This is a genomic window from Microvirga makkahensis, assembly GCF_009830105.1.
In the GTDB taxonomy this organism is placed as follows: Bacteria; Pseudomonadota; Alphaproteobacteria; order Rhizobiales; family Beijerinckiaceae; genus Microvirga; species Microvirga makkahensis.
Genome location: NZ_WURB01000003.1, coordinates 113,955 through 136,857, shown reverse-complemented (window position 1 = coordinate 136,857; position 22,903 = coordinate 113,955). Strand labels below are relative to the sequence as shown.

General features: G+C 62.4%; 20 protein-coding genes and 1 pseudogene. 10 read left to right on the top strand and 11 right to left on the bottom strand.

From position 1 onward, the window contains the following. Positions 1 to 9: 9 nt before the first annotated feature. Both GR328_RS05480 and GR328_RS05475 read left to right on the top strand, forming a co-directional pair. Positions 10 to 552: pseudogene (locus GR328_RS05480) on the top strand (P-loop NTPase family protein); the annotation flags it as partial. Positions 553 to 555: 3 nt separating this feature from the next. Beyond that, entirely contained in the window at positions 556 to 1,005 is a 450-nt protein-coding gene (locus GR328_RS05475; protein WP_160883517.1) for a type II toxin-antitoxin system RatA family toxin, read from the top strand. A 19-nt stretch (positions 1,006 to 1,024) separates the two neighbouring features. Here the strand turns inward: GR328_RS05475 and GR328_RS05470 are convergent, their stop codons facing one another. Further along, positions 1,025 to 1,516, bottom strand: a complete 492-nt coding sequence (locus GR328_RS05470; RefSeq protein ID WP_160883516.1) for a CinA family protein — start codon at positions 1,514 to 1,516, stop codon at positions 1,025 to 1,027. Further along, the gene (locus GR328_RS05465; protein WP_160883515.1) at positions 1,506 to 2,720 is read right to left on the bottom strand and encodes a bifunctional 2-C-methyl-D-erythritol 4-phosphate cytidylyltransferase/2-C-methyl-D-erythritol 2,4-cyclodiphosphate synthase; all 1,215 of its coding nucleotides are present in this window, start codon (positions 2,718 to 2,720) and stop codon (positions 1,506 to 1,508) included. The genes GR328_RS05470 and GR328_RS05465 overlap by 11 nt, the downstream gene beginning before the upstream one ends. A 137-nt stretch (positions 2,721 to 2,857) precedes the next feature. Here GR328_RS05465 and dusB point away from each other — a divergent pair, with 137 nt between their 5' ends. From dusB to hflX, 7 genes are all read left to right on the top strand, one after another. Next, on the top strand, positions 2,858 to 3,844 hold the full coding sequence (dusB, locus tag GR328_RS05460; protein WP_160883514.1) for a tRNA dihydrouridine synthase DusB: 987 nt from the start codon (positions 2,858 to 2,860) through the stop codon (positions 3,842 to 3,844). After that, entirely contained in the window at positions 3,841 to 4,941 is a 1,101-nt protein-coding gene (locus GR328_RS05455; RefSeq protein WP_160883513.1) for a two-component system sensor histidine kinase NtrB, read from the top strand. Before dusB ends, GR328_RS05455 begins: the two co-directional genes overlap by 4 nt. 9 nt (positions 4,942 to 4,950) lie before the next feature. Beyond that, a complete protein-coding gene (gene ntrC, locus GR328_RS05450; RefSeq protein ID WP_160883512.1) occupies positions 4,951 to 6,414 on the top strand; it encodes a nitrogen regulation protein NR(I) in 1,464 nt (487 codons plus the stop codon). Between the two features lie 98 nt (positions 6,415 to 6,512). After that, a complete protein-coding gene (locus tag GR328_RS05445) occupies positions 6,513 to 8,762 on the top strand; it encodes a sensor histidine kinase NtrY-like (protein ID WP_160883511.1) in 2,250 nt (749 codons plus the stop codon). Beyond that, positions 8,759 to 10,129: a nitrogen assimilation response regulator NtrX gene (gene ntrX / locus GR328_RS05440; RefSeq protein ID WP_160883510.1), complete on the top strand. Its 1,371-nt coding sequence runs from the start codon at positions 8,759 to 8,761 to the stop codon at positions 10,127 to 10,129. The genes GR328_RS05445 and ntrX overlap by 4 nt, the downstream gene beginning before the upstream one ends. Before the next feature lie 289 nt (positions 10,130 to 10,418). Next, positions 10,419 to 10,673 (top strand): RNA chaperone Hfq, encoded by a 255-nt coding sequence (gene hfq / locus GR328_RS05435; protein ID WP_009491222.1) that lies wholly within the window; start codon positions 10,419 to 10,421, stop codon positions 10,671 to 10,673. A 1-nt stretch (position 10,674) separates the two neighbouring features. Continuing rightward, positions 10,675 to 12,072 (top strand): GTPase HflX, encoded by a 1,398-nt coding sequence (hflX, locus tag GR328_RS05430; RefSeq protein WP_160883509.1) that lies wholly within the window; start codon positions 10,675 to 10,677, stop codon positions 12,070 to 12,072. Here the strand turns inward: hflX and mazG are convergent. Next, positions 12,069 to 12,902: a nucleoside triphosphate pyrophosphohydrolase gene (gene mazG, locus GR328_RS05425; RefSeq protein ID WP_160883508.1), complete on the bottom strand. Its 834-nt coding sequence runs from the start codon at positions 12,900 to 12,902 to the stop codon at positions 12,069 to 12,071. The genes hflX and mazG overlap by 4 nt on opposite strands. A 100-nt stretch (positions 12,903 to 13,002) precedes the next feature. Between mazG and GR328_RS05420 the strand changes: the two genes are divergently transcribed. Next, positions 13,003 to 13,461 (top strand): OsmC family protein, encoded by a 459-nt coding sequence (locus GR328_RS05420; protein WP_160883507.1) that lies wholly within the window; start codon positions 13,003 to 13,005, stop codon positions 13,459 to 13,461. Positions 13,462 to 13,702: 241 nt separating this feature from the next. Here the strand turns inward: GR328_RS05420 and GR328_RS05415 are convergent, their stop codons facing one another. From GR328_RS05415 to GR328_RS05380, 8 genes are all read right to left on the bottom strand, one after another. Then, positions 13,703 to 14,500 carry an MBL fold metallo-hydrolase gene (locus GR328_RS05415; RefSeq protein ID WP_160883506.1) on the bottom strand — a complete coding sequence of 266 codons (798 nt, stop codon included), beginning with the start codon at positions 14,498 to 14,500 and terminating at the stop codon, positions 13,703 to 13,705. 5 nt (positions 14,501 to 14,505) lie between these two features. Continuing rightward, positions 14,506 to 15,306, bottom strand: coding sequence for a TatD family hydrolase (locus GR328_RS05410; protein WP_160883505.1), 801 nt, complete (start codon positions 15,304 to 15,306; stop codon positions 14,506 to 14,508). Positions 15,307 to 15,373: 67 nt separating this feature from the next. Continuing rightward, positions 15,374 to 16,705, bottom strand: a complete 1,332-nt coding sequence (locus GR328_RS05405; RefSeq protein ID WP_160883504.1) for a family 1 glycosylhydrolase — start codon at positions 16,703 to 16,705, stop codon at positions 15,374 to 15,376. A gap of 47 nt (positions 16,706 to 16,752) precedes the next feature. Then, positions 16,753 to 18,303 (bottom strand): methionine--tRNA ligase, encoded by a 1,551-nt coding sequence (gene metG, locus GR328_RS05400; protein WP_160883503.1) that lies wholly within the window; start codon positions 18,301 to 18,303, stop codon positions 16,753 to 16,755. Positions 18,304 to 18,351: 48 nt separating this feature from the next. Further along, positions 18,352 to 19,416, bottom strand: coding sequence for a DNA polymerase III subunit delta' (locus GR328_RS05395; protein WP_160883502.1), 1,065 nt, complete (start codon positions 19,414 to 19,416; stop codon positions 18,352 to 18,354). Then, on the bottom strand, positions 19,406 to 20,080 hold the full coding sequence (gene tmk, locus GR328_RS05390; RefSeq protein WP_160883501.1) for a dTMP kinase: 675 nt from the start codon (positions 20,078 to 20,080) through the stop codon (positions 19,406 to 19,408). The genes GR328_RS05395 and tmk overlap by 11 nt, the downstream gene beginning before the upstream one ends. Next, entirely contained in the window at positions 20,080 to 21,288 is a 1,209-nt protein-coding gene (locus GR328_RS05385; RefSeq protein ID WP_160883500.1) for a D-alanyl-D-alanine carboxypeptidase family protein, read from the bottom strand. The genes tmk and GR328_RS05385 overlap by 1 nt, the downstream gene beginning before the upstream one ends. A gap of 142 nt (positions 21,289 to 21,430) precedes the next feature. Beyond that, a complete protein-coding gene (locus GR328_RS05380) occupies positions 21,431 to 22,396 on the bottom strand; it encodes a septal ring lytic transglycosylase RlpA family protein (RefSeq protein WP_281351914.1) in 966 nt (321 codons plus the stop codon). Positions 22,397 to 22,903: the final 507 nt, after the last annotated feature.

Here is a 22,903-nt window from a genome sequence, read left to right as displayed (position 1 = left end):
TGCACTCAAGTTTCGGATGGGGGCATGCATCGAATTCTCGTCATCGGCAGCCCGGGTGCGGGAAAGAGCACCCTGGCCCGGCACCTCAGTGAGCGGCTCGACCTGCCGCTGATCCACCTTGACCGGGAGTATTTCGGCCCCGGTTGGGCGATGCCGCCGCGACACGAATGGCGCGAGCGGGTCCGTGCGCTCGCCGCCCGTCCCGCCTGGGTCATGGACGGGAACTATGCCTCCACGTTCGACGTCCGCGTGCCCCGCGCCACCGATATCGTCTGGCTTGACCTGCCACCCTGGCGCTGCGCCCTGTCCGTGCTCTGGCGCGTGGCACGGAACTACGGCCGCGCTAGGCCCGATCTCGGACCGGATTGCGCGGAAAAGTTCGATTTATCCTTCATGCGCTGGATCTGGTCCTATCCGGTCAAGATGCGACCCAGAACCCTCCGGATGCTGGAAGAACGCCTGCGACCTGGGCAGCGGGCCTTCGTGTTGCGCTCCCGGTCAGAGATACCGGGTCTGGACTCCCATTTCACCCTCACCAAGGAGGCCGCCTGAACCATGCCGACCTTCCGCATGACGCGAATCGTCAAGCACACCCCGGCCCAGATGTTCGCGCTGGTGGCGGACGTGGAGCGTTACCCCGAGTTCCTGCCGCTCTGCGAGGATCTGCGCATCATCCGCCGAGTGCAGAGCGGGGAGGGGGTGGAGACCCTCGTCGCCACCATGAGCGTGGGCTACAAGGCGATCCAAGAGAGTTTCACCACTCGCGTGACCCTCGACGAGCCGCGTCTGCGCATTCAGGTCGAATACGTGGACGGGCCGTTCAAGTATCTCGAAAACCGCTGGACCTTCCGCGACGCGCCGGGCGGCTGCGAGGTGGAGTTCTACATCAATTACGAATTCAAGAGTTTCGCACTCAGCATCCTCATGGGTAGCGTGTTCGACAAGGCTTTCCGCAAGTTCACCGAGGCTTTCGAGCAGCGGGCGGATGCGGTTTTCGCAGCGTGACACTCTCACGCTGACGCTCTCAGAGCGCGAGGGCCCGCTCGAGGAGCGCGAGCGCATCCGCGACCGCGCACCGGCGCACGGCCTCCCGCCCGAGATCGCCGTACCGGCGCTCGAGATGAATCGTGGCAAACCCTTTGCGGGCGAGGCCGAAATGGACAAGGCCCACCGGCTTCGTGGCCGTTCCGCCGCCCGGGCCTGCGATTCCCGTGATGCCGATCGCCACATGGGCGCGGGAATGGGCCAGTGCCCCTTCGCCCATGGCGCGGGCCACGGGCTCGCTGACCGCGCCATGGGCTGCGATGAGATCGGCCGGAACGCCGATCGCCTCAGTCTTGGCCTCGTTCGAATAAGTCACGAAGCCGCGCTCCACGACGGCCGAGGAGCCGGCGATCTCCGTCAAAAGCGCGGCCACGAGCCCGCCCGTGCAGGATTCGGCCGTGGCGATCTTCAGGCCCTTCCGCTCATAGGTCTTGAGAAGCGCGGCCGCCTGTTGCCTCAACTCAGGATTCATGGGGTGCCTCCCGGGGCGGCTCCGGCAGGCGGACCGTCGCCGCCGCCTGGGCGGCGATGCCTTCGCTCCGGCCCGTGAAGCCGAGCCTCTCCGTCGTCGTGGCCTTCATAGACACCTGGTCGAGCCGCAGGCCCGCGATCTCCGCGATCCTTTGGCGCATCGCCTCGCGATAGGGGCCGAGGCGCGGCTTCTCGCACAGCAGCGTTGCGTCGAGATGATCGATCAGGCCTCCACGCGCCTGCACCAGGGCGACGGCGTGTGCCAGGAAGCGATCGGAGGACGCCCCCCGCCATTGCGGATCGCTCGGCGGGAAATGGGTTCCGATATCCCCGTCCGCCAATGCGCCGAGGACGGCATCGGTCAGGGCATGAAGGATGACGTCGCCATCGGAATGCGCCACCGCACCGCGGTCATGGGGCACCCGGATTCCGCCGAGCCAGACGTGATCGCCTTCGCCGAAGGCATGAACATCGAATCCGGTGCCGAACCGGGTCACGTAATTCATCGATAAGCCTCTCAATCGCCTTTCGGCCTCAGGAAAATCGAATGCTTGGGTAAGCTTCGTGTTGAGGGAATCCCCCTCAAATACATGCACCGTGAGCCCCGCCCACTCCGCCAGAGCGCCATCATCCGTGAAGTTTCGTTGATCTGCTGCGGTGGCTTTCCGGTGCGCAGCCAAAAGGGACGCGAAATCAAACGCCTGAGGCGTCTGCACCGCTCGAAGGCTGGCGCGGTCCGGCGTCGAAACGACTTCGCTTCGAGGGCCGACCACCTTGATCGTGTCCGTGACGGCAACTCCCGGTACGGCTGCCCCCCATTCTTCGGCCGCCTCCACGGCGCGATCGATCAGCGCCCCGCTGACGAAAGGACGGGCGGCATCGTGAACGAGGACGGAAGAAGGAGCGAGGCCCGACAAAGCTTCCAGCCCGTTGCGAACCGAATCTTGCCGCGTTTCCCCGCCATAGGCCACAGGCATCAGGCGTTCGCTCAAGCCCTCAGGAAGCACGGCGATGCTTCTCCGGTAAAGATCGCGATCATCCGGGTGGATTACGACAAGTGTTTTCCCGACCTTCGGATGGCGAAGGAATGCTTCCAGAGTCCGGGTCAATACGGGCTTGCCCGCCAGGGACCGGTACTGCTTAGGAGACCCGTCGCCGGCTCGCGATCCACGTCCTGCAGCAACAATGAGGGCGACAGCTGCCATCAGGTGGCTCTCCACGGCATGTGTTCTCCTTAGCGCGACCAGAAAATAAGGCAAATCTCCCTGACGGGTCTTGCGCTCTGCGCGACAATGGCTAGTAAATAGGCACAATGGAACTTGTTCAAAAAATAGGCGAGAACATGCGGGTTGGGCCAGTCAAGGTCGCTGCACCTGCGATCCTTGCGCCGCTTTCCGGGGTTACGGACGCAGCCTTCCGGCGCATTGCGAAGCGCCTGGGGGCAGGGCTCGTCATATCCGAAATGGTCGCATCCGACGAACTCGTTCAAGGCTCCGAAGAGGCGACACTCAGGGCCGAAGGGTCTGGAATCGAGCCTCATGTCGTGCAGCTGGCAGGATGCGAGCCTCGCTGGATGGCGGAAGGAGCCAAGGTCGCGGAGGCGGCAGGGGCCCGTATCATCGATATCAACATGGGCTGCCCGGCCAAGCGCGTCATCGGAGGCTATTCGGGATCGGCTCTGATGAGGGATCTCGACCATGCGTGCCGCCTGATCGAAGCAACCGTCCAGGCCGCCTCGGTTCCCGTCACCGTGAAGATGCGGCTCGGATGGGATCATGCCTCCCTGAATGCCCCGGAACTCGCCCGACGCGCCGAAGCTCTCGGCGTTCGAGCGGTGACGGTCCATGGCCGAACACGGCAGCAATTCTATAAAGGTCAGGCAGATTGGGCCGCCATTGCCCCCGTTGCCGAGGCGGTCGGCATTCCTGTGATCGCCAATGGCGATATCGGCTCGCTCGAAGATGCTCGTAAGTGCCTTGCCCTCTCGAAGGCCGGAGCCGTCATGATCGGTCGTTCGGCTGTCGGCCGCCCCTGGATCGTCGGCCAGATCGGCGCTGCCCTCCAGGGAGAAGCGATCCCCGAGCCGAGTCCAGCCGAAAAGACGGAATTGGCGCTGGAGCATTATGAGGGACTGCTCTCGCTCTACGGTGTCAAGGTCGGTATCCGGCACGCCCGCAAGCATCTGGCGGCCTATGCCGACGCAGCGGCTGAAGCCGGTTTCCGCGTGCCTCAGGACATTCGAACCGAGCTGGTCACCTCGGACGATCCGGGCAGGGTCGTGTCGCTGCTGCGCTCCCTTTACATTGACCGGGCTCGGAAGGCGGCATGACAGTGACGATCAACGATCTCATCGTGAACGCACTGCCTTTGCCCGTGCTGACGATCGGTCCGGGATACAGCATCGTTCATGCCAATACGGCAGCTGAGGCCTTCTTCGATGCGAGCCTGCGCATGTTGCAGCGCCAGAAGCTCACCGATTTCCTGCCGTTCGGCTCTCCGGTCTCATCCCTTGTGGAGGAGGTCCGGAAAAGAGGGGCGAGCGTCAGCGAGCATCGTGTCGACATCGGCACTCCCCGCCTCGGCACCGAACGGATCGTGGATGTGTTCGCAACCCCTCTGGGCGACGCCAGCGACAACGTGGTGGTGATGCTTCAGGAGCGCACCATCGCCGACAAAATGAACCGGCAGCTCACTCATCGCGGAGCGGCCAGATCGATCACGGCGCTCGGTGCGCTGCTGGCGCACGAGATCAAGAATCCGCTTTCGGGCATTCGCGGTGCCGCGCAACTCCTCGAGCAATCGGCGGACGAGGGTGACAGGCTCCTGACCCGGCTGATCTGCGACGAAACGGACAGGATCGTGAAGCTCGTCGAGCGCATGGAGCTCTTCGGCGACGAGCGGCCGGTCGAGCGCGGTCCCGTGAACATCCACGGCGTGCTCGATCATGTGAAGCGCCTCGCCCAATCCGGCTTTGCCCGACATATCCGCTTCGTCGAGAACTACGACCCCTCCTTGCCGCCCGTGCTCGGCAACAGAGATCAGCTGATCCAGGTCATCCTGAACCTCGTGAAGAATGCTGCCGAAGCCATCGGGATTGATGCGACCGACGGGGAAATCACCTTGTCGACCGCGTTCCGGACCGGCGTCAGGCTGCAGGTGCCGGGCTCTCAGGAGCGGGTGAGCCTGCCGATCGAGCTCAGCGTCAGCGACAACGGCCCCGGAATTCCTGCTGAGTTGATGAGCGATCTTTTCGATCCCTTCGTCACCACGAAGGTTCAGGGCAGCGGCCTGGGCCTTGCTCTGGTGGCCAAGATTGTCGGCGATCACGGAGGCATCATCGAATGCGACCCGGCGCCGAGACGGACGACCTTTCGAGTTCTCCTACCCATGCATCGCGCCCTTCCGGGAATCGATGCCGACATGTGAGGCCAAGACATGCCAAGCGGACAAATCCTTCTCGCGGATGACGATGCGGCCATTCGGACTGTCTTGAATCAGGCCCTGTCCAGAGCCGGATATGAGGTTCGCTCCACCAGCAATGCGGCGACGCTCTGGCGTTGGATCGCGCAGGGTGAGGGCGACATCGTCATCACCGACGTGATGATGCCCGACGAGAATGCCTTTGACCTGCTTCCACGGATCAAGAAACTGCGGCCAGAGATTCCCATCATTGTCATGAGCGCGCAGAACACGTTCATGACGGCGATCAAGGCGTCCGAGCGAGGTGCGTACGAATATCTGCCGAAGCCTTTCGATCTCAAGGAACTGGTCGCGGTCGTAGGGCGCGCGCTCTCGCGTCCTCGAACGGCCGCGCTTGCCGCCACCCCTGTCGAGAGCGAGGACATTCCCCTGGTCGGGCGCTCCCATGCCATGCAGGAGATCTATCGGGCCCTGGCCCGCCTGATGGCGACGGACCTGACCGTGATGATCACAGGCGAATCGGGCACCGGCAAGGAACTCGTAGCCAAGGCCCTGCACGATTACGGCAAGCGCCGCCAGGGGCCGTTTGTCGCCGTGAACATGGCCGCCATTCCGCGCGAACTGATCGAATCCGAGCTCTTCGGACACGAGAAGGGGGCGTTCACCGGAGCAACGGCGCGCAATACCGGCCGCTTCGAGCAGGCTGAGGGCGGCACGCTCTTCCTGGACGAGATCGGCGACATGCCCATGGAGGCGCAGACACGCCTCCTGCGGGTGCTCCAGCAAGGCGAATACACGACGGTGGGCGGCAGGGTGCCCATCAAGACCAATGTCCGCATCGTCGCGGCGACGAACAAGGATCTGCGGGTCCTCATTCAGCAGGGGCTCTTCAGGGAAGACCTTTACTTTCGTCTCAACGTCGTTCCTCTGCGCCTGCCCCCCTTGCGCGAGAGGGTCGAAGACATTCCCGATCTCGTGCGGCACTTCTTCTCACTTGTGGAAAAGGAGGGGCTTCCTCGCAAGCAGCTCGACGCCGAGGCCATGGACCGCCTGAAGCGGTACCGCTGGCCCGGGAACGTCCGGGAACTGGAGAATCTCGTTCGCCGCCTGGCCGCCCTGTATCCTCAGGATACGATCACCGGCGCCATCATCGATGCGGAACTCGATCCTCAGCCTCTTCTGTTGTCCCAGCCTGCAGGCAAGCCAGCCGCCCAGGCCCACCAGAATCCCGAGGGGCTCTCGGAAGCGGTCGAACGCCACTTGGCGGAGTATTTCTCGGGGTTCCGCGACAGCCTGCCCCCTCCCGGTCTCTACCATCGCATCCTGCGGGAGATCGAAGGACCGTTGATCGGAGCCGCCCTTGCCGCAACCAGAGGGAACCAGATTCGCGCCGCCGAACTCCTGGGGGTCAACCGCAATACCTTGCGCAAGAAGGTGCGAGACCTGGAGCTGATGGTGGTCAGGACCAATCGCTCCTGATTCGGCAGCTGTAATAATTTGACCACAGTGTTGTGTTGGTGCATCACCCTCCAAAGGGTGCTGCACGGGAGGCACCCGGGTTTGCGGGGCCTCACGTCTTGACCGAGCAGAGCATTCACGAACAGCGCCAAGCGGCGGAACCTGCCCAGGGCAGCCTTGGCTGGCTGGGCTACGGCGCAGTGCTGGCGGCCCTGGGGTCGGCCCTGACCACCTTCCTGGTGCTATCCGGCGCAACCCCGATCCTGCCGACGAACAACGTGGTGATCGGGATGTTCGTCATCAACGGACTCCTGATCACCCTGCTTCTCGGCATCGTCGCGTGGCAGGCGCGTAAGCTCGTGCGCGAGCATCGGGCAGGGGCAGCCGCCGCCGGCCTTCATGTGAGGATCGTCGGGCTGTTCAGCCTCGTGGCCGTCCTCCCCGCGATTCTGGTGGCCGGTGTGGCGACAGTGACCCTCGAGCGCGGCCTCGACCCCTGGTTCACGGGCAAGATCCGCGAACTCATGTACAACACGGTCGAGGTCGCGCGAGCCTACCGGGAAATGCAGTGCCGGATGCTCGCGCGCGAAACCAACCTGATGGCTCTCGATCTGAACCGGGCGAAGGTCATGTATGATGCTGACCGGAGACTGTTCCGCGAATACATGAACTACCGCTCGGTGGCGCTGAGCTTCCCTTTGGTTATGATTCTAGAGCCGGATGGCACGGTCGTCGAAAGGATCGAGCTCAAGAGGCTTGAAGGCATTCCCGAGCCAAAAGTCGCGGATTTGCAGGATGCCAACGGCCAGGAGCCATGGTGTCTGTTTCCGAGGACGGGCAATGTCGTGGTGTCCGTCCTCAAGCTCGAAGCACACAACGGGCGCATTCTCTACATTGCGCGCGAGGTCGATCCAGGCGCTCTCTCATTCCCGCCGATTGCAGAGGCCGGCGTTGCCTATTACGAAGCCTTCGACCAGAAGAAAGCGGGCATACAGTTTGCCTTCGCGTCCATGTTCACCCTCATCGCTCTGACAGTGCTCCTCTCCGCGATCTGGTTCGGACTGAATTTCGCCAACCGGCTCGTCGCGCCCATCCGCCGCCTGATCCATGCGACGGACCAGGTGGCGACCGGAAACTTTTATGTGCAGGTCCCGGTGAAGCGCAGCGAGGGCGACCTGGGCCACCTGGGCGAGACCTTCAACAAGATGACCTCCGAACTGCGCCGGCAGCACGACGGCCTGACGGCCGCAAGCGAACTCATCGACAGCAGGCGGCGCTTCACCGAGGCGGTTCTGGCAGGTGTTTCCGCGGGTGTGATCGGCATCAACGCGCGCGGCACGATCACGATCGTCAACCCCTCGACCGAGGCCCTGCTACAGACGCCGCGGGAGAAACTGGTCGGCCGCCAGGTCACGGAGGTGCTGCCGGAGGTCACCCAGCTCGTTCTGGAGATGATCCAGGGGCGCCAGCGGCTCATGCAGGATCAGATCCAGATTTCCCGGAAAGGGCGAGAGAGGACCATCAACGTACGCGTCACGAGCGAGCAGACCCGTGATGACAGGCGGGAGCTTGTCATCACCCTTGACGACATTACGGATCTCGTTCTGGCGCAGCGCACCTCCGCTTGGGCCGACGTGGCTCGGCGGATCGCGCACGAGATCAAGAATCCGCTGACGCCGATCCAGCTCTCCGCCGAGCGGATCAGGAGAAAATACGGCAAGGTCATCACCACCGATCGGGAGGTGTTCGATCAGTGCACCGATACAATCGTGCGGCAGGTCGACGACATCAAACGAATGGTCGACGAGTTCTCGTCCTTCGCTCGCATGCCTAAACCCGCCATCGGACAGGAAGACCTGGCGGAAACGATCCGCCAGGTAGTATTCATGATGCGGATCGCACACCCCGAGATCGAATTCCTCGATCAGCTCCCCGAAGGTCGCGTGATCGCACCCTTCGACAGGCGACTGATTTCGCAGGCGGTGACCAACATCGTCAAGAACGCCACTGAAGCGATTGCCGCCGTGCCGGAAGACAAGCGCGGCCAGCCGCAGATCACGGTGACTTTGGACGATACTCATCCGGATTTCCTAATTCTGGCAGTGACCGACAACGGCAAAGGCTTTCCGGTAGAGGGGCGCCAGCGATTGCTGGAGCCTTATATGACGACCCGAGAGGGTGGCACCGGATTGGGGCTCCCGATCGTCGCGAAAATCCTGGAAGACCATGGGGGTGGCATGGATCTCGTCGACAATCCCGCGGGACGGGGTGGGCAGGTTCGCATGTGGATCCCGAAGATCAAGCACGTTGCAGCGGAAGAGACGCATGCCGCCTCGGAGCGCAACGAAACTCGCAGGGCAAGTTTATGAGCGCTGACATCCTCGTCGTTGACGACGAAATCGACATTCGCGAGCTGGTGGCTGGCATTCTGGAGGACGAAGGGCACCGCACCCGCACGGCAGGAACGTCGGACGAGGCTCTGGCGGCCATCGAGGCGCGGCGGCCGCATCTCGTATTTCTGGACATCTGGCTGCAAGGCAGCCGCCTCGACGGGCTCCAGGTGCTGGAGATCGTCAAGGGTCAGCACCCGGATCTGCCTATCGTCATGATCTCGGGGCATGGCAACATCGAAACTGCGGTTTCAGCCATCAAGGCCGGAGCTTACGATTTCATTGAGAAGCCGTTCAAGGCGGACCGGCTCGTCCTCGTTGCCGAGCGGGCCTTGGAGGCCTCACGCCTCAAACGGGAGGTGCGGGATCTGCGCTCGCGCTCCATTCAGGCGAACCGAATTGCGGGGAAATCCATCGTCATCAACCAGCTGCGGCAAGCGGTGGAGAGGGCGGCGCCCACGAATGCGCGCATCCTGATCACGGGGGCTCCTGGTTCCGGCAAGGAACTGACGGCTCGCACCATTCACGGCATGTCCGCGAGGGCCAATGGTCCCTTCGTGGTACTGACGGCTGCGACGATCACCCCGGAAAACATGGAAGCCGAACTGTTCGGCACCGAGGGCGGGGAGGGCGGAGGACGCCGTGTCGGTGCCCTGGAAGAGGCACACGGAGGCACGCTCTATATCGACGAAATCGCCGATATGCCGCGGGAAACGCAGAATCGAATCCTGCGCGTTCTGGTGGACCAGAACTTCCAGCGTGTCGGCGGCACGACGCGCGTGCATGTGGATGTCCGTATCATCTCCTCATCCAGCCGCGATCTGCCCAGCGCGATTGCCGCAGGGAGTTTCCGGGAGGACCTGTTCCATCGCCTCGGCGTCATTCCGATCCGTGTCCCGTCCTTGGCCGAGCGGCGCGAGGACGTTCCGGAGCTGATCGAATACTTCATGGATCAAATCTCCTCTACGACCGGGCTGCCCAAGCGTCGGATCGCAGAGGATGCCATGGCGGTCCTCCAATCTCATGACTGGCCGGGCAATGTCCGCCAGCTGCGCAACAATGTCGAACGGTTGATGATCCTGAGCTCGGGCGATCCGGACGCCGAAGTCACGGCAGAGATGCTGCCGTCCGAGATCGGGACGCTCGTTCCAACCACGCCCGGAGGGGCAGGGGGCGAGAAGCTCATGAGTCTTCCACTGAGGGAGGCCCGGGAGATTTTCGAGCGGGAATACCTTCTGGCGCAGATCGCCCGCTTCAGTGGCAATATTTCCCGCACGGCCGAATTCATCGGAATGGAGCGTTCCGCCCTTCACCGGAAACTGAAATCCCTGGGCATCGGCAGCTAGCATAGCGAGTGAGAATGGGGATCTGGCTTTTCGCAAAGAACGACGGGCGGCTCCAGGGAAGAGCCTCCCCCTTGTGCCTGTTGCGCTGGGGGAGCGATCCGCTCCCTCTGCAGCGCTCATCCACGGGAAAATTCGTACCTGAGGGGGTAGATCGACTGAGCCCCCCTTGCCGAATGGTCAACTTCGCCCTGTAATAGACGTGCCGGTCAACGACCGCACGATTGCGGACAACCAAATACAGGCGGCCCAATAGCCAAGACCGGCGGCGATGGGCTGGCGAGGCAACTCAATGGCGGGCGATCGCGCGCAAAATCTGCAGGACACGTTTCTTAACTATGTCCGGAAGCAAAAGATTCCCTTGACGATATTCCTTGTGAACGGCGTGAAGCTGCAAGGTGTCGTCACATGGTTCGACAATTTCTGCGTTCTTCTGCGCAGGGACGGACATTCTCAGCTAGTTTACAAACACGCCATTTCCACCATCATGCCTGGACAGCCCGTCCAATTGTTCGACCAGATCGACGAGGCTGGTGAAAAGGCTTGAGGTGACAGAACCCCGCACTCCTGGAGAGCATCGTCTCGCAGGGCTGGCCGAGCCTGAAAAGGAAGTCGCGGCCGGCACTCGGACGCTCGTGATCGGCCCCTACTTGACACGAAGGCGTCAGTCGGGCCCCGCCGACACGGAAGCCGAGGGATTCAATCCTCGCCCGCCGGAGGCCCGACTGGACGAAGCGGCTGGCCTTGCGCTCGCCATCGACCTTTCCGTCGTTCGGTCTCTGATCGCACCGCTCGCCTCGCCTCGGCCGGCCACCTATATCGGCAAAGGCAAGGTGGACGAGCTGGCGGCCCTGATTCGTGCGGAGGCCATCAGCCTCGTGGTGATGGATTGCGCTCTCAGCCCTGTTCAGCAGCGCAATCTCGAAAAGGCCTGGGGCGCGAAGGTCATCGATCGAACCGGTCTGATCCTCGAAATCTTCGGTCGGCGCGCACGCACGAAAGAGGGCACCCTTCAGGTCGAGCTGGCGCACCTCTCCTACCAGAAGGGGCGATTGGTCCGCTCCTGGACGCACCTGGAACGTCAGCGCGGCGGCTTCGGCTTTCTCGGGGGTCCCGGCGAAACCCAGATCGAAGCGGACCGCCGGCTCATCCAGGAGCGGATGAACCGGATCGAGCGGGACCTCGAGAGCGTCGTCAAGACGCGCTCCCTGCACCGGACGAGTCGGAGGAGGGTGCCTTACCCCATTGTAGCCCTTGTGGGCTACACGAACGCCGGCAAGTCGACTCTCTTCAACCGCATGACGCGTGCCGAGGTCCTGGCCGAGAACATGCTGTTCGCCACCCTAGACCCGACGACCCGCGCCATCGATCTCCCTCATGGGGAGAAGGCGATCCTGTCCGATACCGTGGGTTTCATTTCCGATCTGCCGACCATGCTCGTCGCGGCCTTCCGCGCGACCCTCGAGGACGTGGTCGAGGCCGACGTCCTCCTGCATGTCAGGGACGTTTCCCACGGGGAAACGGACGCGCAGGCCGGCGACGTGGCCGTGGTCCTGCGGGAACTGGGCATCGATCCCGACGACACCAGGAGGATCATCGAGGTCTGGAACAAGGCCGATCTGCTCTCGGCGGAGGACCGGGATCGCCTTGCGACGACATCCCATCGCAAGGGTGCCGAGCGGCGTCCGATCCTCATATCGGCCCTGACCGGGGAGGGCGTGCCCGAGCTTCTCGAGACGATTGAGCAGCATCTCGCGATGGGACGGAGAACCTACGAAGTCGACGTCGCTCCCGAGGACGGGCAGGGACTTGCATGGCTTCACGAGAACACGGAGATCCTGGAGCGGAACACGCTAGAGAACGGGCACACCCTCCTCCAGGTTCGCCTGGTATCCGGAAAGGAGCCCCGGTTCCTGAACCGTTTTCAGAACGCGAAAGCGATTTAGCCTTCTCTTTCCGCCGTCTTGGCCCTGACCCAGAGTTCTTCCATCTCTTCGAGAGAGGCATCGTTCAGACGACGCCCCTGCTCCTCCAACGCCTGTTCGACGGCTCCGAAGCGGCGTTCGAACTTGGCATTGGTCCGCCGGAGTGCCGTTTCCGGATCAATGCCGAAGTGACGGGCGAGATTCGTCACCGAAAACAGCAGATCGCCGATCTCGTCCTCGATGCGATCTCTGTTTCCTGTTGAAGAAGCATCTTTAACCTCCTCCAACTCCTCGTGAATTTTGTCAATGACCTGATTGGCGTCGGGCCAGTCGAATCCCACCTTGGCGGCTTTCGCCGTGAGCTTCTGTGCGCGGGTCAAAGCGGGCAGGACCGTCGGAATGCCTCCGAGAAAGCCAGCCTCATGAGTTTCGGAGGGCAGCCCCATCCCCTCTCGCGCCGCTCGCCGCTCCGCCTTCTCCTCCCGTTTGATCGCGTCCCAGAGGGTTTTGACCTGTTCCGGAGCCAGATTCCCGGACTCGCCGAACACATGCGGGTGCCGGCGGATCAATTTGCGCGTGATTGCTTCGACCACGTCGGGAAAGGCGAAGGCGCCCTGTTCTTCCGCCATCCGGGCATGGAACACGACCTGGAGCAGCAAATCGCCCAATTCGTCCCTCAGATCGGCCAGATCGCCTCGCTCGATGGCATCCACGACCTCATAGGCTTCCTCGAGCGTGTAAGGAGCAATGGAGGGAAAATCCTGCTCCAGATCCCAGGGGCAGCCTGTCTCGGGCGTACGCAGGGCCGCCATGATCTCCAAAAGCCGTGCGATATCGGACGAAGGCTTCATTTTCGGGATTTCCTCGCTTCTTTGGCTTCATAGCCCGATTCCTATGGGGAATCAGGACAAAAGATGATCAAAGAGCAGTTCAGATCGGGAGACGAAAACCATGAGAGCGCGGGTCAAGCTGGTCGACGGTATGATGTTTGTCGGGGAATCCGGCAGCGGGCATGCGGTCGTGATGGACGGCGCGCCTGAGTATGGCGGCCGCAATATGGGTATCCGGCCCATGGAAATGCTGCTGATCGGCCTCGGCGGGTGCACAGCCTTCGATGTGGTGAACATCCTGCGCAAAGGGCGGGAGGACGTGAGCGACTGCGAAGTTGAAGTGAGCGCCGAACGCGCCGAGACGGACCCGAAGGTCTTCACGACGATCCATGTCGATTACCGGGTCAAAGGCCGCAATCTGGCGCCTGCAAAGGTCGAGCGGGCCATCGAACTCTCCAAGGAGAAATATTGCTCGGCTTCGATCATGCTGGGCGCTACGGCCGAGATCACGCACAGTTGGACGGTTGTCGACGAATTGGCCGGAACTCAACAAGGGGCGCAGGAGCAGAAAGAGGGATGATGCAAATCTCCCTCGCACTTGGATAGGTTATTGCAACCGCTTTGAAATGTCTCAGCTTTTGACAAGCCAGCTTGCCGCCCGGAGGAGTGTGGCATCCTAACTTGCCTCGTTGGGCCATTTGAATTCTGCGCACATCAATAGATCGCATAAGATATATTATGGAACTTAGAGTGCCGTCCATTTGGAGGACCTGAGACGCTCCGGTGCTCTGAAGCGGCCGAACCGTTGCTTGCCTCTCGCCCTATGACACTTGGATCTGTAATCCGTCATAGGCTGGCTCGATGTGCGGCGGTAATTGCCGTCGCAGCGCCTCGTAGTCCAAATCCGTATGCAGGTTCGTGAGGATGGCGCGCCGCGGCTTGACCTTGTCGATCAGCTCCAGGGCCTCCGCCACGGAAAAATGCGTCGGGTGCGGCGTATAGCGCAACGCGTCGATGATCAGCACCTCAAGCCCTTCCAGGCAGCCCAGGCTCTCCTGCGGCATCAGACTCACGTCCGGTGCGTAAGCCAAATTATCGAAGCGGAATCCCAAGGCTTCGATATCGCCGTGGATCATCCTGAAAGGAACGGCCGTCACCGGGCCGCCCGGTCCTGGAATCGTGGTCATGGCGCCGGGCTTCAGTTGGCGCATCTCAAGGATCGGCGGATAGCCGCTTCCGGCTGGCGTCTCGAAGCAGTAACCGAACCGCATCTGAAGCAGTTCGGCGGTCATCCGGTCCGCATAGGCCGGGATGCGCCTGCGCATGACGATCGCCAAGGGGCGCAGATCGTCGATACCGTGGATGTGGTCGGCATGCTCGTGCGTGTACAGGACCCCATCCAAACGCCTCACATCGGCCCCGAGCAGCTGATCGCGAAGGTCCGGAGTCGTGTCAACCAGAACGCTCGTCGTGGCGCCCGCCGTGGTTTTCTCGACCAGAATCGAGCAGCGCCGGCGCCGGTTCTTCGGGTTCGCAGGGTCGCACGCACCCCAGCCGACGCCCACACGCGGCACCCCCGCCGAAGAACCGCACCCCAGAATGGTAAACGTCAACGTCATGTCGTTTATGCCAGCTCCCGGGCCGTATCCGCCTGCGCCGCCTTGGAAAACAGCCGATAGAAGTTGTCGGTCGTGGTTCGAGCAATTTCGGCGTCGGAGGCGCCGATGACTTCGGCCAGGACATGGGCCGTATGCGCCACATAGGCCGGCTCATTGGTCTTGCCGCGGTACGGCACCGGCGCGAGGTAGGGCGCATCCGTTTCGACGAGAAGACGATCGCGAGGAACAACGGCCGCGATCCGCCGGATCTCGTCCGAGTTCCGGAAGGTCAGAATGCCGGAAAAGGAGACATAGAGCCCGAGCTCTACACCTACCTGAGCCAGCTTCTCACCCGACGAGAAGCAGTGGAGGACCGCCCTGAAGCGCCCTCGCCTCATCTCGTCAGATAGAATCTCGACCATGTCCTCGTCGGCATTCCGTGCATGGATGACCAGAGGCAAGCCACATTCGCGGGCGGCTTCGATATGCGTGCGGAACACCTTCCGCTGCACCTCCCGAGGGCTCTTGTCGTAATGGTAATCGAGCCCCGCTTCTCCGATCGCGATGCAGCGCGGATGGGCGGAGAGCTCCACCAGGCGTTTCGCCGGCACGTCCGGCTCCTCGGCAGCATTATGCGGATGGGTGCCGATACTGAAGAAGACCACGTCGTGCGCCTCGGCGAGAGCCCTGTAGGTCTCAAAGCGCGCCACATGGGTCGAGATCGTCACCAATCGGCCGACACCGGCGGCCTGCGCCGCCTCCAGAATCGAGGGCAGGCGCGTCTGAAGATCTGGAAAATCCAGGTGGCAATGGCTGTCGACCAGCATTGGTGAAAGCGCCCTCCTCCGGGTCCGTCAAATCTTCTGGCTGCATAGAGCGGATTACCCGGCTCGTCTAGCGACGGACTTCCTGCGTGGTCGCCGGAGGCTCGTCATCTTCACGGGACTCCTTGTGGCGCATCCTCTGGAGCCTTTCCTGATGGTGGCGTACGGCGAGTTCATTCACCTCGTGCGGCCAGACCACGGGAACCGTGAGGCACACGCTCTGCGCCGGAAGAACATCACACCAGGCTCGGATGAGCTCCTTGTAGCATCGGCCCACCGGCCGGATATTGCGATCCAGGTCGTAGAGGCCAACCGGCGTCACCCGGTTGTTCTCCTCCCGCAGGGCCACGTCCCAGTCCATCTGGTCCGTCAGGGAATACCAGGTGAAGCCGACGATGGGCACGCCGGTGTTCCGGACCCTGAGAACATTGGCCCATTGCTTCCAGAGCCAGTCGACGGCCTCTTCGCCGGTCGGACCCTCCATCAGGTTCGTCTCGGTATGCATGACCGGCAGCCGGTAGCGCTCGAAATACTGGCGCGTGATCTCGTCATATCCGAACACATCGCCGGCGGCTCGGGAGGACCCGTCCGCCTTAACCCGATGCTCGTTGGTGACGTAATAATCGTTTCCCATGATGCTGTGATGGCGCAGCGACGAGCGGTTGAGGAAGAAGTGATACTCGTCGCGCGACATGCCGTTATCCATGATGAACTCGTACATCTCCGAGTCGACGCGACGGCCATAGTTGAGGTCCAGCGACAGGAAGCGCCGCGCGTTCATGATCTCCGCCGGCTTGATCGCTGCGGGGTTTTCCGCATGGAAATATTCCGTGGACTCGCTCTGGATGAAGAGGGCATCCGGGCGAACCTTGAGGATCCGCTCCATGGCCATGACATTGGCTTTCACGATGTGCTTGAGAGCAGTCACGAAGGCACGGTCGCTTCGCAACTGCTCGTTCCACCACCCATAGGCTGCCGAGAACGTCGCGCAGATGAACATCTCGTTGATGGGGGTATAGAGTTGCACCCATGGAAAGCGCCGTGCGAACGCTTCGGCGTAATTAGCGAAAAGGAATGGAAAATCGGGATTCTGAAAGTTCCCGATCCAGTCCGGAACACCGAAATGGCACAGGTCGACGATCGGGATGATATTGCGGCGCTCGATTTCGCCGAAGGTCATGTCGGCGAAGGTCCAATCGTAGCGTTCAGGTCCCAGGAAGGTCGTGTGCAGAGGCGGTCCATAGCGCAGGACCTGGATGTCGAGATCGGCCAGAAGGTCGAAATCGGTCAGCCAGTGCTCGTAATGACCGCACTTCTCCATCTGATCGATGCGCGTGCGGCCGTTGTTGATGGTCGGGATGCTGTTCTCGATCCCGGTCGCGAACATGAATGTGGTATACATCTCCCGCTTCCGCTGAAGGCCCGGAGGGGCCTGTCAAAGCGGAAGCGTCAGGATGCTTCCGCCTCGACATAACGCGGGAAAATCGGCGCCGGTTGCGGAAGCGGCGTACCGGCCTGCAGACGGTGCTCGGGGCCGACCACCTCGAGAACGCGGTTTTCGGGGGCGACCGCCAGCAGGTCGAGAAGCTTGGCCGCAGCATTCGGCACGAAGGGCTGGGCGAGGATGCCGATCACCCTCAGAACCTCGGCCGTGACGTAGAGCACGGTGCTCATGCGCTCCTGATCACTCTTGCGAAGCACCCACGGCTCCTGCGAAGCGAAATAGCGGTTCGCCTCCGCCACGACCGCCCAGATCTCCGCGAGGGTGGTATGGACGGCGAAATCCTTCATGGCCGCCCTCGCCTTCCCCGGCAGGGCATCCGCGAGCCACAGGATATCCCGGTCGGCCTGCGTGAAATCGCCGGGCCGCGGCACGGCCGCATCGCAATTCTTGGCGATCATCGACAGGGAACGCTGCGCCAGATTACCGAGATCGTTCGCCAGATCCGCATTGATGCGGTTCACGATCGCCTCGTGCGAATAGTTGCCGTCCTGCCCGAATGGCACCTCGCGCATGAAGAAATAACGGATCTGATCGACGCCATAGGTATCGGCGAGGTTGAAGGGATCAACCACGTTGCCCACCGACTTCGACATCTTCTCGCCCTTGTTGAGCAGGAAGCCGTGGCCGAACACGCGCTTGGGCAGCGGCAGTTCCGCAGACATCAGGAAGGCCGGCCAATAGACCGTATGGAAGCGCACGATGTCCTTGCCGATGATGTGGACATCGGCAGGCCAATAATGCCAGCGCGGATTGTTCTCGTCCGGGAAGCCGCAGCCCGTCAGGTAGTTGTTGAGCGCGTCGATCCAGACATACATCACGTGCTTCGAATCGCCGGGAACCGGCAGGCCCCAGTTGAAGGTGGTACGGCTGATCGAGAGATCCTGGAGACCGGACCGGACGAAGCTGACGATCTCGTTGCGGCGGGTGTCGGGGCCGATGAAGTCCGGATTGGCTGCATAATGCTCGAGCAGGCGGTCCTGGTAAGCGGAGAGGCGGAAGAAATAGCTTTCCTCCTCGATCCATTCGACCGGCGTGCCAGTGGGCGCACGCCAGCTGCCGTCCGGCTGTTTCGTCAGCTCGCTCTCGTCGTAATAGGCCTCGTCCCGCACGGAGTACCAGCCGGAGTACTTGGAGAGATAGATGTCCCCCTTCTCCTGCATCCGCCGCCAGAGCTCCTGCGTGGAGGGCAGGTGATCCGCGTCCGTGGTGCGAATGAAGCGGTCATAGGAGCAGTCCAGGCGATCTGCCATGGCGCGGAACTTCGCGGCCATTTCGTCCACGAAGGCCTTCGGGGACGTGCCGCTCCGGTCGGCCGTCTGCTGGATCTTCAGGCCGTGCTCGTCCGTCCCGGTCATGAAGAATACGTCATACCCGTCGATGCGCTTGAATCGGGCGATCGCATCGGACGCAACGACCTCGTAGGCATGGCCGATATGAGGCGCACCATTCGGATACGAAATAGCCGTGGTGATATAGAATTTCTGCTTTTCGGCCATGGCGAATCCTTACAACTCTGAAATCTCGAGAATGGCGCGGAGACAACCTTATGCCGTTCGCCGGACAGCGTCAGCCAGATCGTCGAACAGCGTCAGGATGAAGGGCCGGCGGTCGAGGTTGAACACGTCGATCTCGCGGGCCGTCCGGGAAATCTTCTCACATACCTCCACCAAAGGCGCAAGGCGTGCAGCCCCGGTCCCGGCCCGCTCGTGCAGCTTGCCTGAAACCCACCGCTCCACGGTCTCGAGCGCAAGCTCGTAGCTGTCGTCGGCATCCCGCTTGGAGAGGGCCTCGGCCAGGGCGCAGATCTGCCGGGTGTCGGCCTTCGGCAGGCCGTTCAGAATTTTCGTGACCTGTTCGATGAAGGAGACCTTGTCTGCGTCCAGGAGCTCGAGAGTGCGGCGGACGGAGCCCTCGCCGTAAGGCATCGCCTGTTCCAGCAACTCGCTGGGCACCCCGGCCCACGGCTCGCCCAGGGAGCGAATGGCGGCCTCGACCTGGTCGCTGGCGAGCGGGCGCAGGAGAAGGCGCCGGCAACGGGAGCGGATCGTCGGCAGCACGCGCTGGGGGGCGTGGCTCACGATCAGGAACAGGGAACGCGGCGGCGGCTCCTCGATCACCTTCAGGAGCGCATTTGCGCTTGATATCGTCAGATCCTCGGCACTGTCCACGATACAGACCCGATAGCCTCCATCGGCTGCCGTGGACCCGAACATGTTCAGGGCCTTGCGGACCGAGTCCACGGGAATGGTCGTGGAAGCCGCTTTCTTGTCGGTGGCCGGTGCCCGGCGCAGAACGGACAGGTTCGGGTGCGAGAGAGCGGAGACCTGCCGCGATACGCTCGCGTCTGGCGCCATGTCGAGGCTGTCGAGCGACGGATCGTTCACCCGTCGCGGATCGAGAACGGTGCGGGCCAGACGGTAGGCCAGGGTCGCCTTGCCGATCCCCTGAGGGCCGCCGACGAGCCATGCGTGGTGGAGCCTGCCGCTGCGAAGGCCCTCGACAAACGCTCCCTCCCCGTCCCGATGGCCGAAAAAGGCGAACTGGTCCCGCGGGTGCGGGGCTCCGCCGAAACGGTCGGGCTCAGGCGATTCCTGCATGTCACGCGACATCGAGAGACCTCGCGACGCGCTGGGTCAGTTCGGGAATCCGCTCCCGCAGGGTGGCCCAGATTGCTGCCTCGACCTCATCCGGCGACTGGTCGGCATTGATGACGGCGCAGCGCTGCGGGGCAGCCTTGGCGAGACCAAGGAAAGCCTGGCGCAAGGACTGGTGAAATGAAAGGTCCTCATCCTCGAACCGGTCCACCCCCTCACCCTTTCGCGCCCGCCGCTCGCCGGCACGGGCGAGGCCGACCTCGGCCGGCAGGTCCAGGATGAAGGTCAGATCAGGTTTGGTGCCCGCGAGGGTCACTCGTTCCAGGTCGTCGATCAGGGAAGGGGCTATTGCCCCTGAGGAACCTTGGTAGGCCCGCGTGGAATCGGCGAAACGATCGCAAAGAACATTCGTGCCGTTCCTGAGGGCCGGCTCGATGGTCTTGTCGAGATGATCGATCCGGGCGGCCGCGAACATCAGGGCTTCGGCGAATGGCCCAAGAGGTTTGGCATGGCCGGCCAGGATGAAGGAACGGATCTCCTCCGCCAAGGGTGACCCGCCGGGTTCCCGGGTCACGAGCACGGGATGCCCGAGCTGCTCCAACCGGCCCTTGAGCCTCGCGATCTGGGTCGATTTGCCCGCCCCCTCGCCTCCTTCAAAGGTAATGAACCGACCCGCCATCAAATTCTTTCGACAAGACTCGAAAATGCTCGCCGTACCCAGCCAGTTCCGAATTCCAGGAGGCCGTCCAGAGCCCGCTGGCTCAGGGTGCCTTCCTGAATGTCCTCGCCGGCGTAAAGCGGCATTTCGAGCGCCTGCATCTCACCGCGGTTGACCTGAAGCCGAGCCACTTCGGTTCCCTTTCGAACAGGAGCCTTCAGCGGGCCCGTGTAGATGATCCGAGCCGTTACCCGCTCGCCGTCGCCACGGGGCACCAGTACACGAACTGGCTTCAGGGAGACAAGTGGGAGGGAGCGCTTGCTGCCGCCGTAGACCTGAGCCTCGCCAACGACTTGCCCCTGGGCAAAGAGTTCTCGCGACTCGAAGGCCCTGAAGCCCCAATCCAGAAGCTTGCGTGACTCATTGGCCCGTTCCCGGGCGTTCTTGAGCCCATTGACGACGACGATCAGGCGCTGCCCGTTCTGCACGGCGGACCCGATCAGTCCGTAGCCGGCCTCGTCGATGTTGCCGGTCTTCAGGCCGTCCGCGCCGATATCCATGCTCAGCAAGGGGTTGCGGTTCTGCTGGCGGATCTTGTTCCACGTAAATTCACGCTCGCCGAAGTACTTGTAGAGATCGGGATAGGTCTCGATGATGTGAATGGCGAGTTTCGCCAGGTCACGGACCGTGGCCTTCTGCTCCGGGTGCCCGTAACCGGTCGCATTCCGGAACGTCGATTTCGTGAGGCCGATGGCCCGCGCGCGCTCGTTCATGAGATGGGCGAAGTTTTCCTCCGTCCCGGCGATGCCCTCTGCCAGCACAATGGCCGCATCGTTCCCCGACTGGACGATCAGTCCTCGGAGCAGATCCTCGAGGCGAATCGTGCTGTGCACCTGGGCGAACATGGACGAGCCGCCTGAACTCGCCCCCCCCTTTCGCCACGCATTCTCCGAGACCGTGAATGTGCTGTCGAGGGTAAGCCGCCCGTTCTTCACTTCGTTGAAGACGACCTCCGCGGTCATGGTCTTGGCCATGCTGGCAGGAGCGGTCAGCTCATCGGCGTTCTTTTCATAAAGAACGGCATGACTTCCGGCATCCATGAGGATCGCGGTGGGAGCGCTGGTCTGGAAACTCTGCGCCCGTGCCTCCGGAAAACCCCAGGCGAGAACGAGACTGCCAAGGGACAGAAGGGCGGTTGCAAGCATGCGGGCAGACTTCAGGTGACGCATCATAAGGTATCCAGACTCTTCCGTTAGGAGAGCCTGAATCTGTAGCGCGTCAATCGCAAATCAACGTTACGTTAAGATAAGCTGTGCGTCGGCACACGGCAGGAAACATGGGGCAGACGCCTCCACCCCTGCCCCTCGCTTTTCAGCGGATGGCGAAGCTCGACCGATCCAGATTGCTGAAGCTGCTGCTTTTCTGAAAGCCTCTCTGTCCGGCCTCGGGCACCGCATAATACAGTCCTGCGACGACAGGGCGAGACGGAGGCAGGGCCTTTGCGGATGCGGAACTCAAGTTCATGCCGGTCCCGGCCGCCCCCGGGATCGTGCCCAGGTCGAAAGGACGCTCCGGCGGCAACGGAACATTGTTTCCGCCAGGCGGTGCGGACGAAGCCATCTGGCGCGGAGCATGAGACAGAGCCACGCCCTGAGGGGCAGAGGTGCCGATACCGATGGCCTGGCGCGGCGCGTTCGAGGGGCGCGGGGCCGCCTGGGCAATCATGGTCGGAGCCGTGTTCGTCAGGGTTGCCGGCTGGCCGTCGGTCCGAAGGCTGGCGAGAAGGATACGGTCGTCGCTGCCATTCGTCGAGGCGCGTCCGAGATATTCAACCCGGACGCGGGCCGTCCCCTGCCGATGGAAGCCGAGGGCCGCAGCGGCGCGCTCGGAGACGTCGATGACGCGGTTGCCGTGGAAGGGGCCCCGGTCGTTCACACGAACCACCATCGAATGCCCGTTCTGGAGATTCGTGACGCGTGCATAGCTGGGAAGCGGCATCGTCGTATGGGCCGCTGCGATCGAATCGCGATCGAAGATTTCGCCGTTGGCCGTCATGCGGCCGTGAAAGTTGGCGCCGTACCACGATGCCAATCCCTCGACCGGACGGGGCGTCTCGGTGGGAACGTATGTCTTGCCTGCAATCGTATAGGGCTTGCCGACCATATTGCGGCCACCGCCCTTGGGAATGGGCCGGCCATCGGCGACGACCTTCGGGCTCGGAGCAACGCCATACTTGGGATCGATCCCACCCCGGACTTTCGAGGAGCAATTGGCGACAGCCAGAGCAATGGCTGCAACACCCGCAATGCGAATGAAAGTTCGACCCAGGTCAGGCAAAAAGGCCGCCTGGCCGCAATTCGCTTCAGCGCGATCACAATGCATGTTGCCTCGCATCCCCTTTTTCGCACTGCGCTTGGCGGCCTCTGAACCTGCCCCGGCCGACCAAAGTGCATTTATCGCCTTAAAAGGATGTTAAACGGCCGCGCTTGTCAATTGCGAAAGTGCCGCTTTGTTAACGATGGCGTAACTTTTAGTAAATCCGGAGGGTTGTTGAGGATTGGCGAGACCAAGTGCTTAACCATAGGTAAATCAAGGCTCGTCACCTTGGTGCGGATCTTGATTATTCGAATCGAGACCTGCTCGTTGCTTTGTCGAAATCGTCGCTCTCATATCCTTTCCGCTCATCAGAGACGCCAATTACCTGAATGACGAATAGACGCACCGAGCGCCGATGACGGACAGAGTGAACACGTTCACGGACGCGACCGAAGCCAGGAAGAACGAAGAACCCCGCTCGCCGAGCGCCTCCCCTGTGCATTGAAGTTGACGGCAACGGGTCCGCAG

Excerpts from the sequence above, each read along its gene's own strand:
- ntrX (WP_160883510.1), top strand. The coding sequence starts at position 8,759 with ATGAGCGCTGACATCCTCGTCGTTGACGACGAAATCGACATTCGCGAG.
- GR328_RS05415 (WP_160883506.1), bottom strand. The coding sequence starts at position 14,500 with ATGACGTTGACGTTTACCATTCTGGGGTGCGGTTCTTCGGCGGGGGTG.
- mazG (WP_160883508.1), bottom strand. The coding sequence starts at position 12,902 with ATGAAGCCTTCGTCCGATATCGCACGGCTTTTGGAGATCATGGCGGCC.
- metG (WP_160883503.1), bottom strand. The coding sequence starts at position 18,303 with ATGGCCGAAAAGCAGAAATTCTATATCACCACGGCTATTTCGTATCCG.
- GR328_RS05405 (WP_160883504.1), bottom strand. The coding sequence starts at position 16,705 with ATGTATACCACATTCATGTTCGCGACCGGGATCGAGAACAGCATCCCG.
- GR328_RS05420 (WP_160883507.1), top strand. The coding sequence starts at position 13,003 with ATGAGAGCGCGGGTCAAGCTGGTCGACGGTATGATGTTTGTCGGGGAA.
- GR328_RS05465 (WP_160883515.1), bottom strand. The coding sequence starts at position 2,720 with ATGGCAGCTGTCGCCCTCATTGTTGCTGCAGGACGTGGATCGCGAGCC.
- dusB (WP_160883514.1), top strand. The coding sequence starts at position 2,858 with ATGCGGGTTGGGCCAGTCAAGGTCGCTGCACCTGCGATCCTTGCGCCG.
- GR328_RS05455 (WP_160883513.1), top strand. The coding sequence starts at position 3,841 with ATGACAGTGACGATCAACGATCTCATCGTGAACGCACTGCCTTTGCCC.
- GR328_RS05475 (WP_160883517.1), top strand. The coding sequence starts at position 556 with ATGCCGACCTTCCGCATGACGCGAATCGTCAAGCACACCCCGGCCCAG.
- tmk (WP_160883501.1), bottom strand. The coding sequence starts at position 20,080 with ATGGCGGGTCGGTTCATTACCTTTGAAGGAGGCGAGGGGGCGGGCAAA.
- GR328_RS05410 (WP_160883505.1), bottom strand. The coding sequence starts at position 15,306 with ATGCTGGTCGACAGCCATTGCCACCTGGATTTTCCAGATCTTCAGACG.
- GR328_RS05395 (WP_160883502.1), bottom strand. The coding sequence starts at position 19,416 with ATGTCGCGTGACATGCAGGAATCGCCTGAGCCCGACCGTTTCGGCGGA.
- ntrC (WP_160883512.1), top strand. The coding sequence starts at position 4,951 with ATGCCAAGCGGACAAATCCTTCTCGCGGATGACGATGCGGCCATTCGG.
- hfq (WP_009491222.1), top strand. The coding sequence starts at position 10,419 with ATGGCGGGCGATCGCGCGCAAAATCTGCAGGACACGTTTCTTAACTAT.
- GR328_RS05470 (WP_160883516.1), bottom strand. The coding sequence starts at position 1,516 with ATGAATCCTGAGTTGAGGCAACAGGCGGCCGCGCTTCTCAAGACCTAT.
- GR328_RS05385 (WP_160883500.1), bottom strand. The coding sequence starts at position 21,288 with ATGCGTCACCTGAAGTCTGCCCGCATGCTTGCAACCGCCCTTCTGTCC.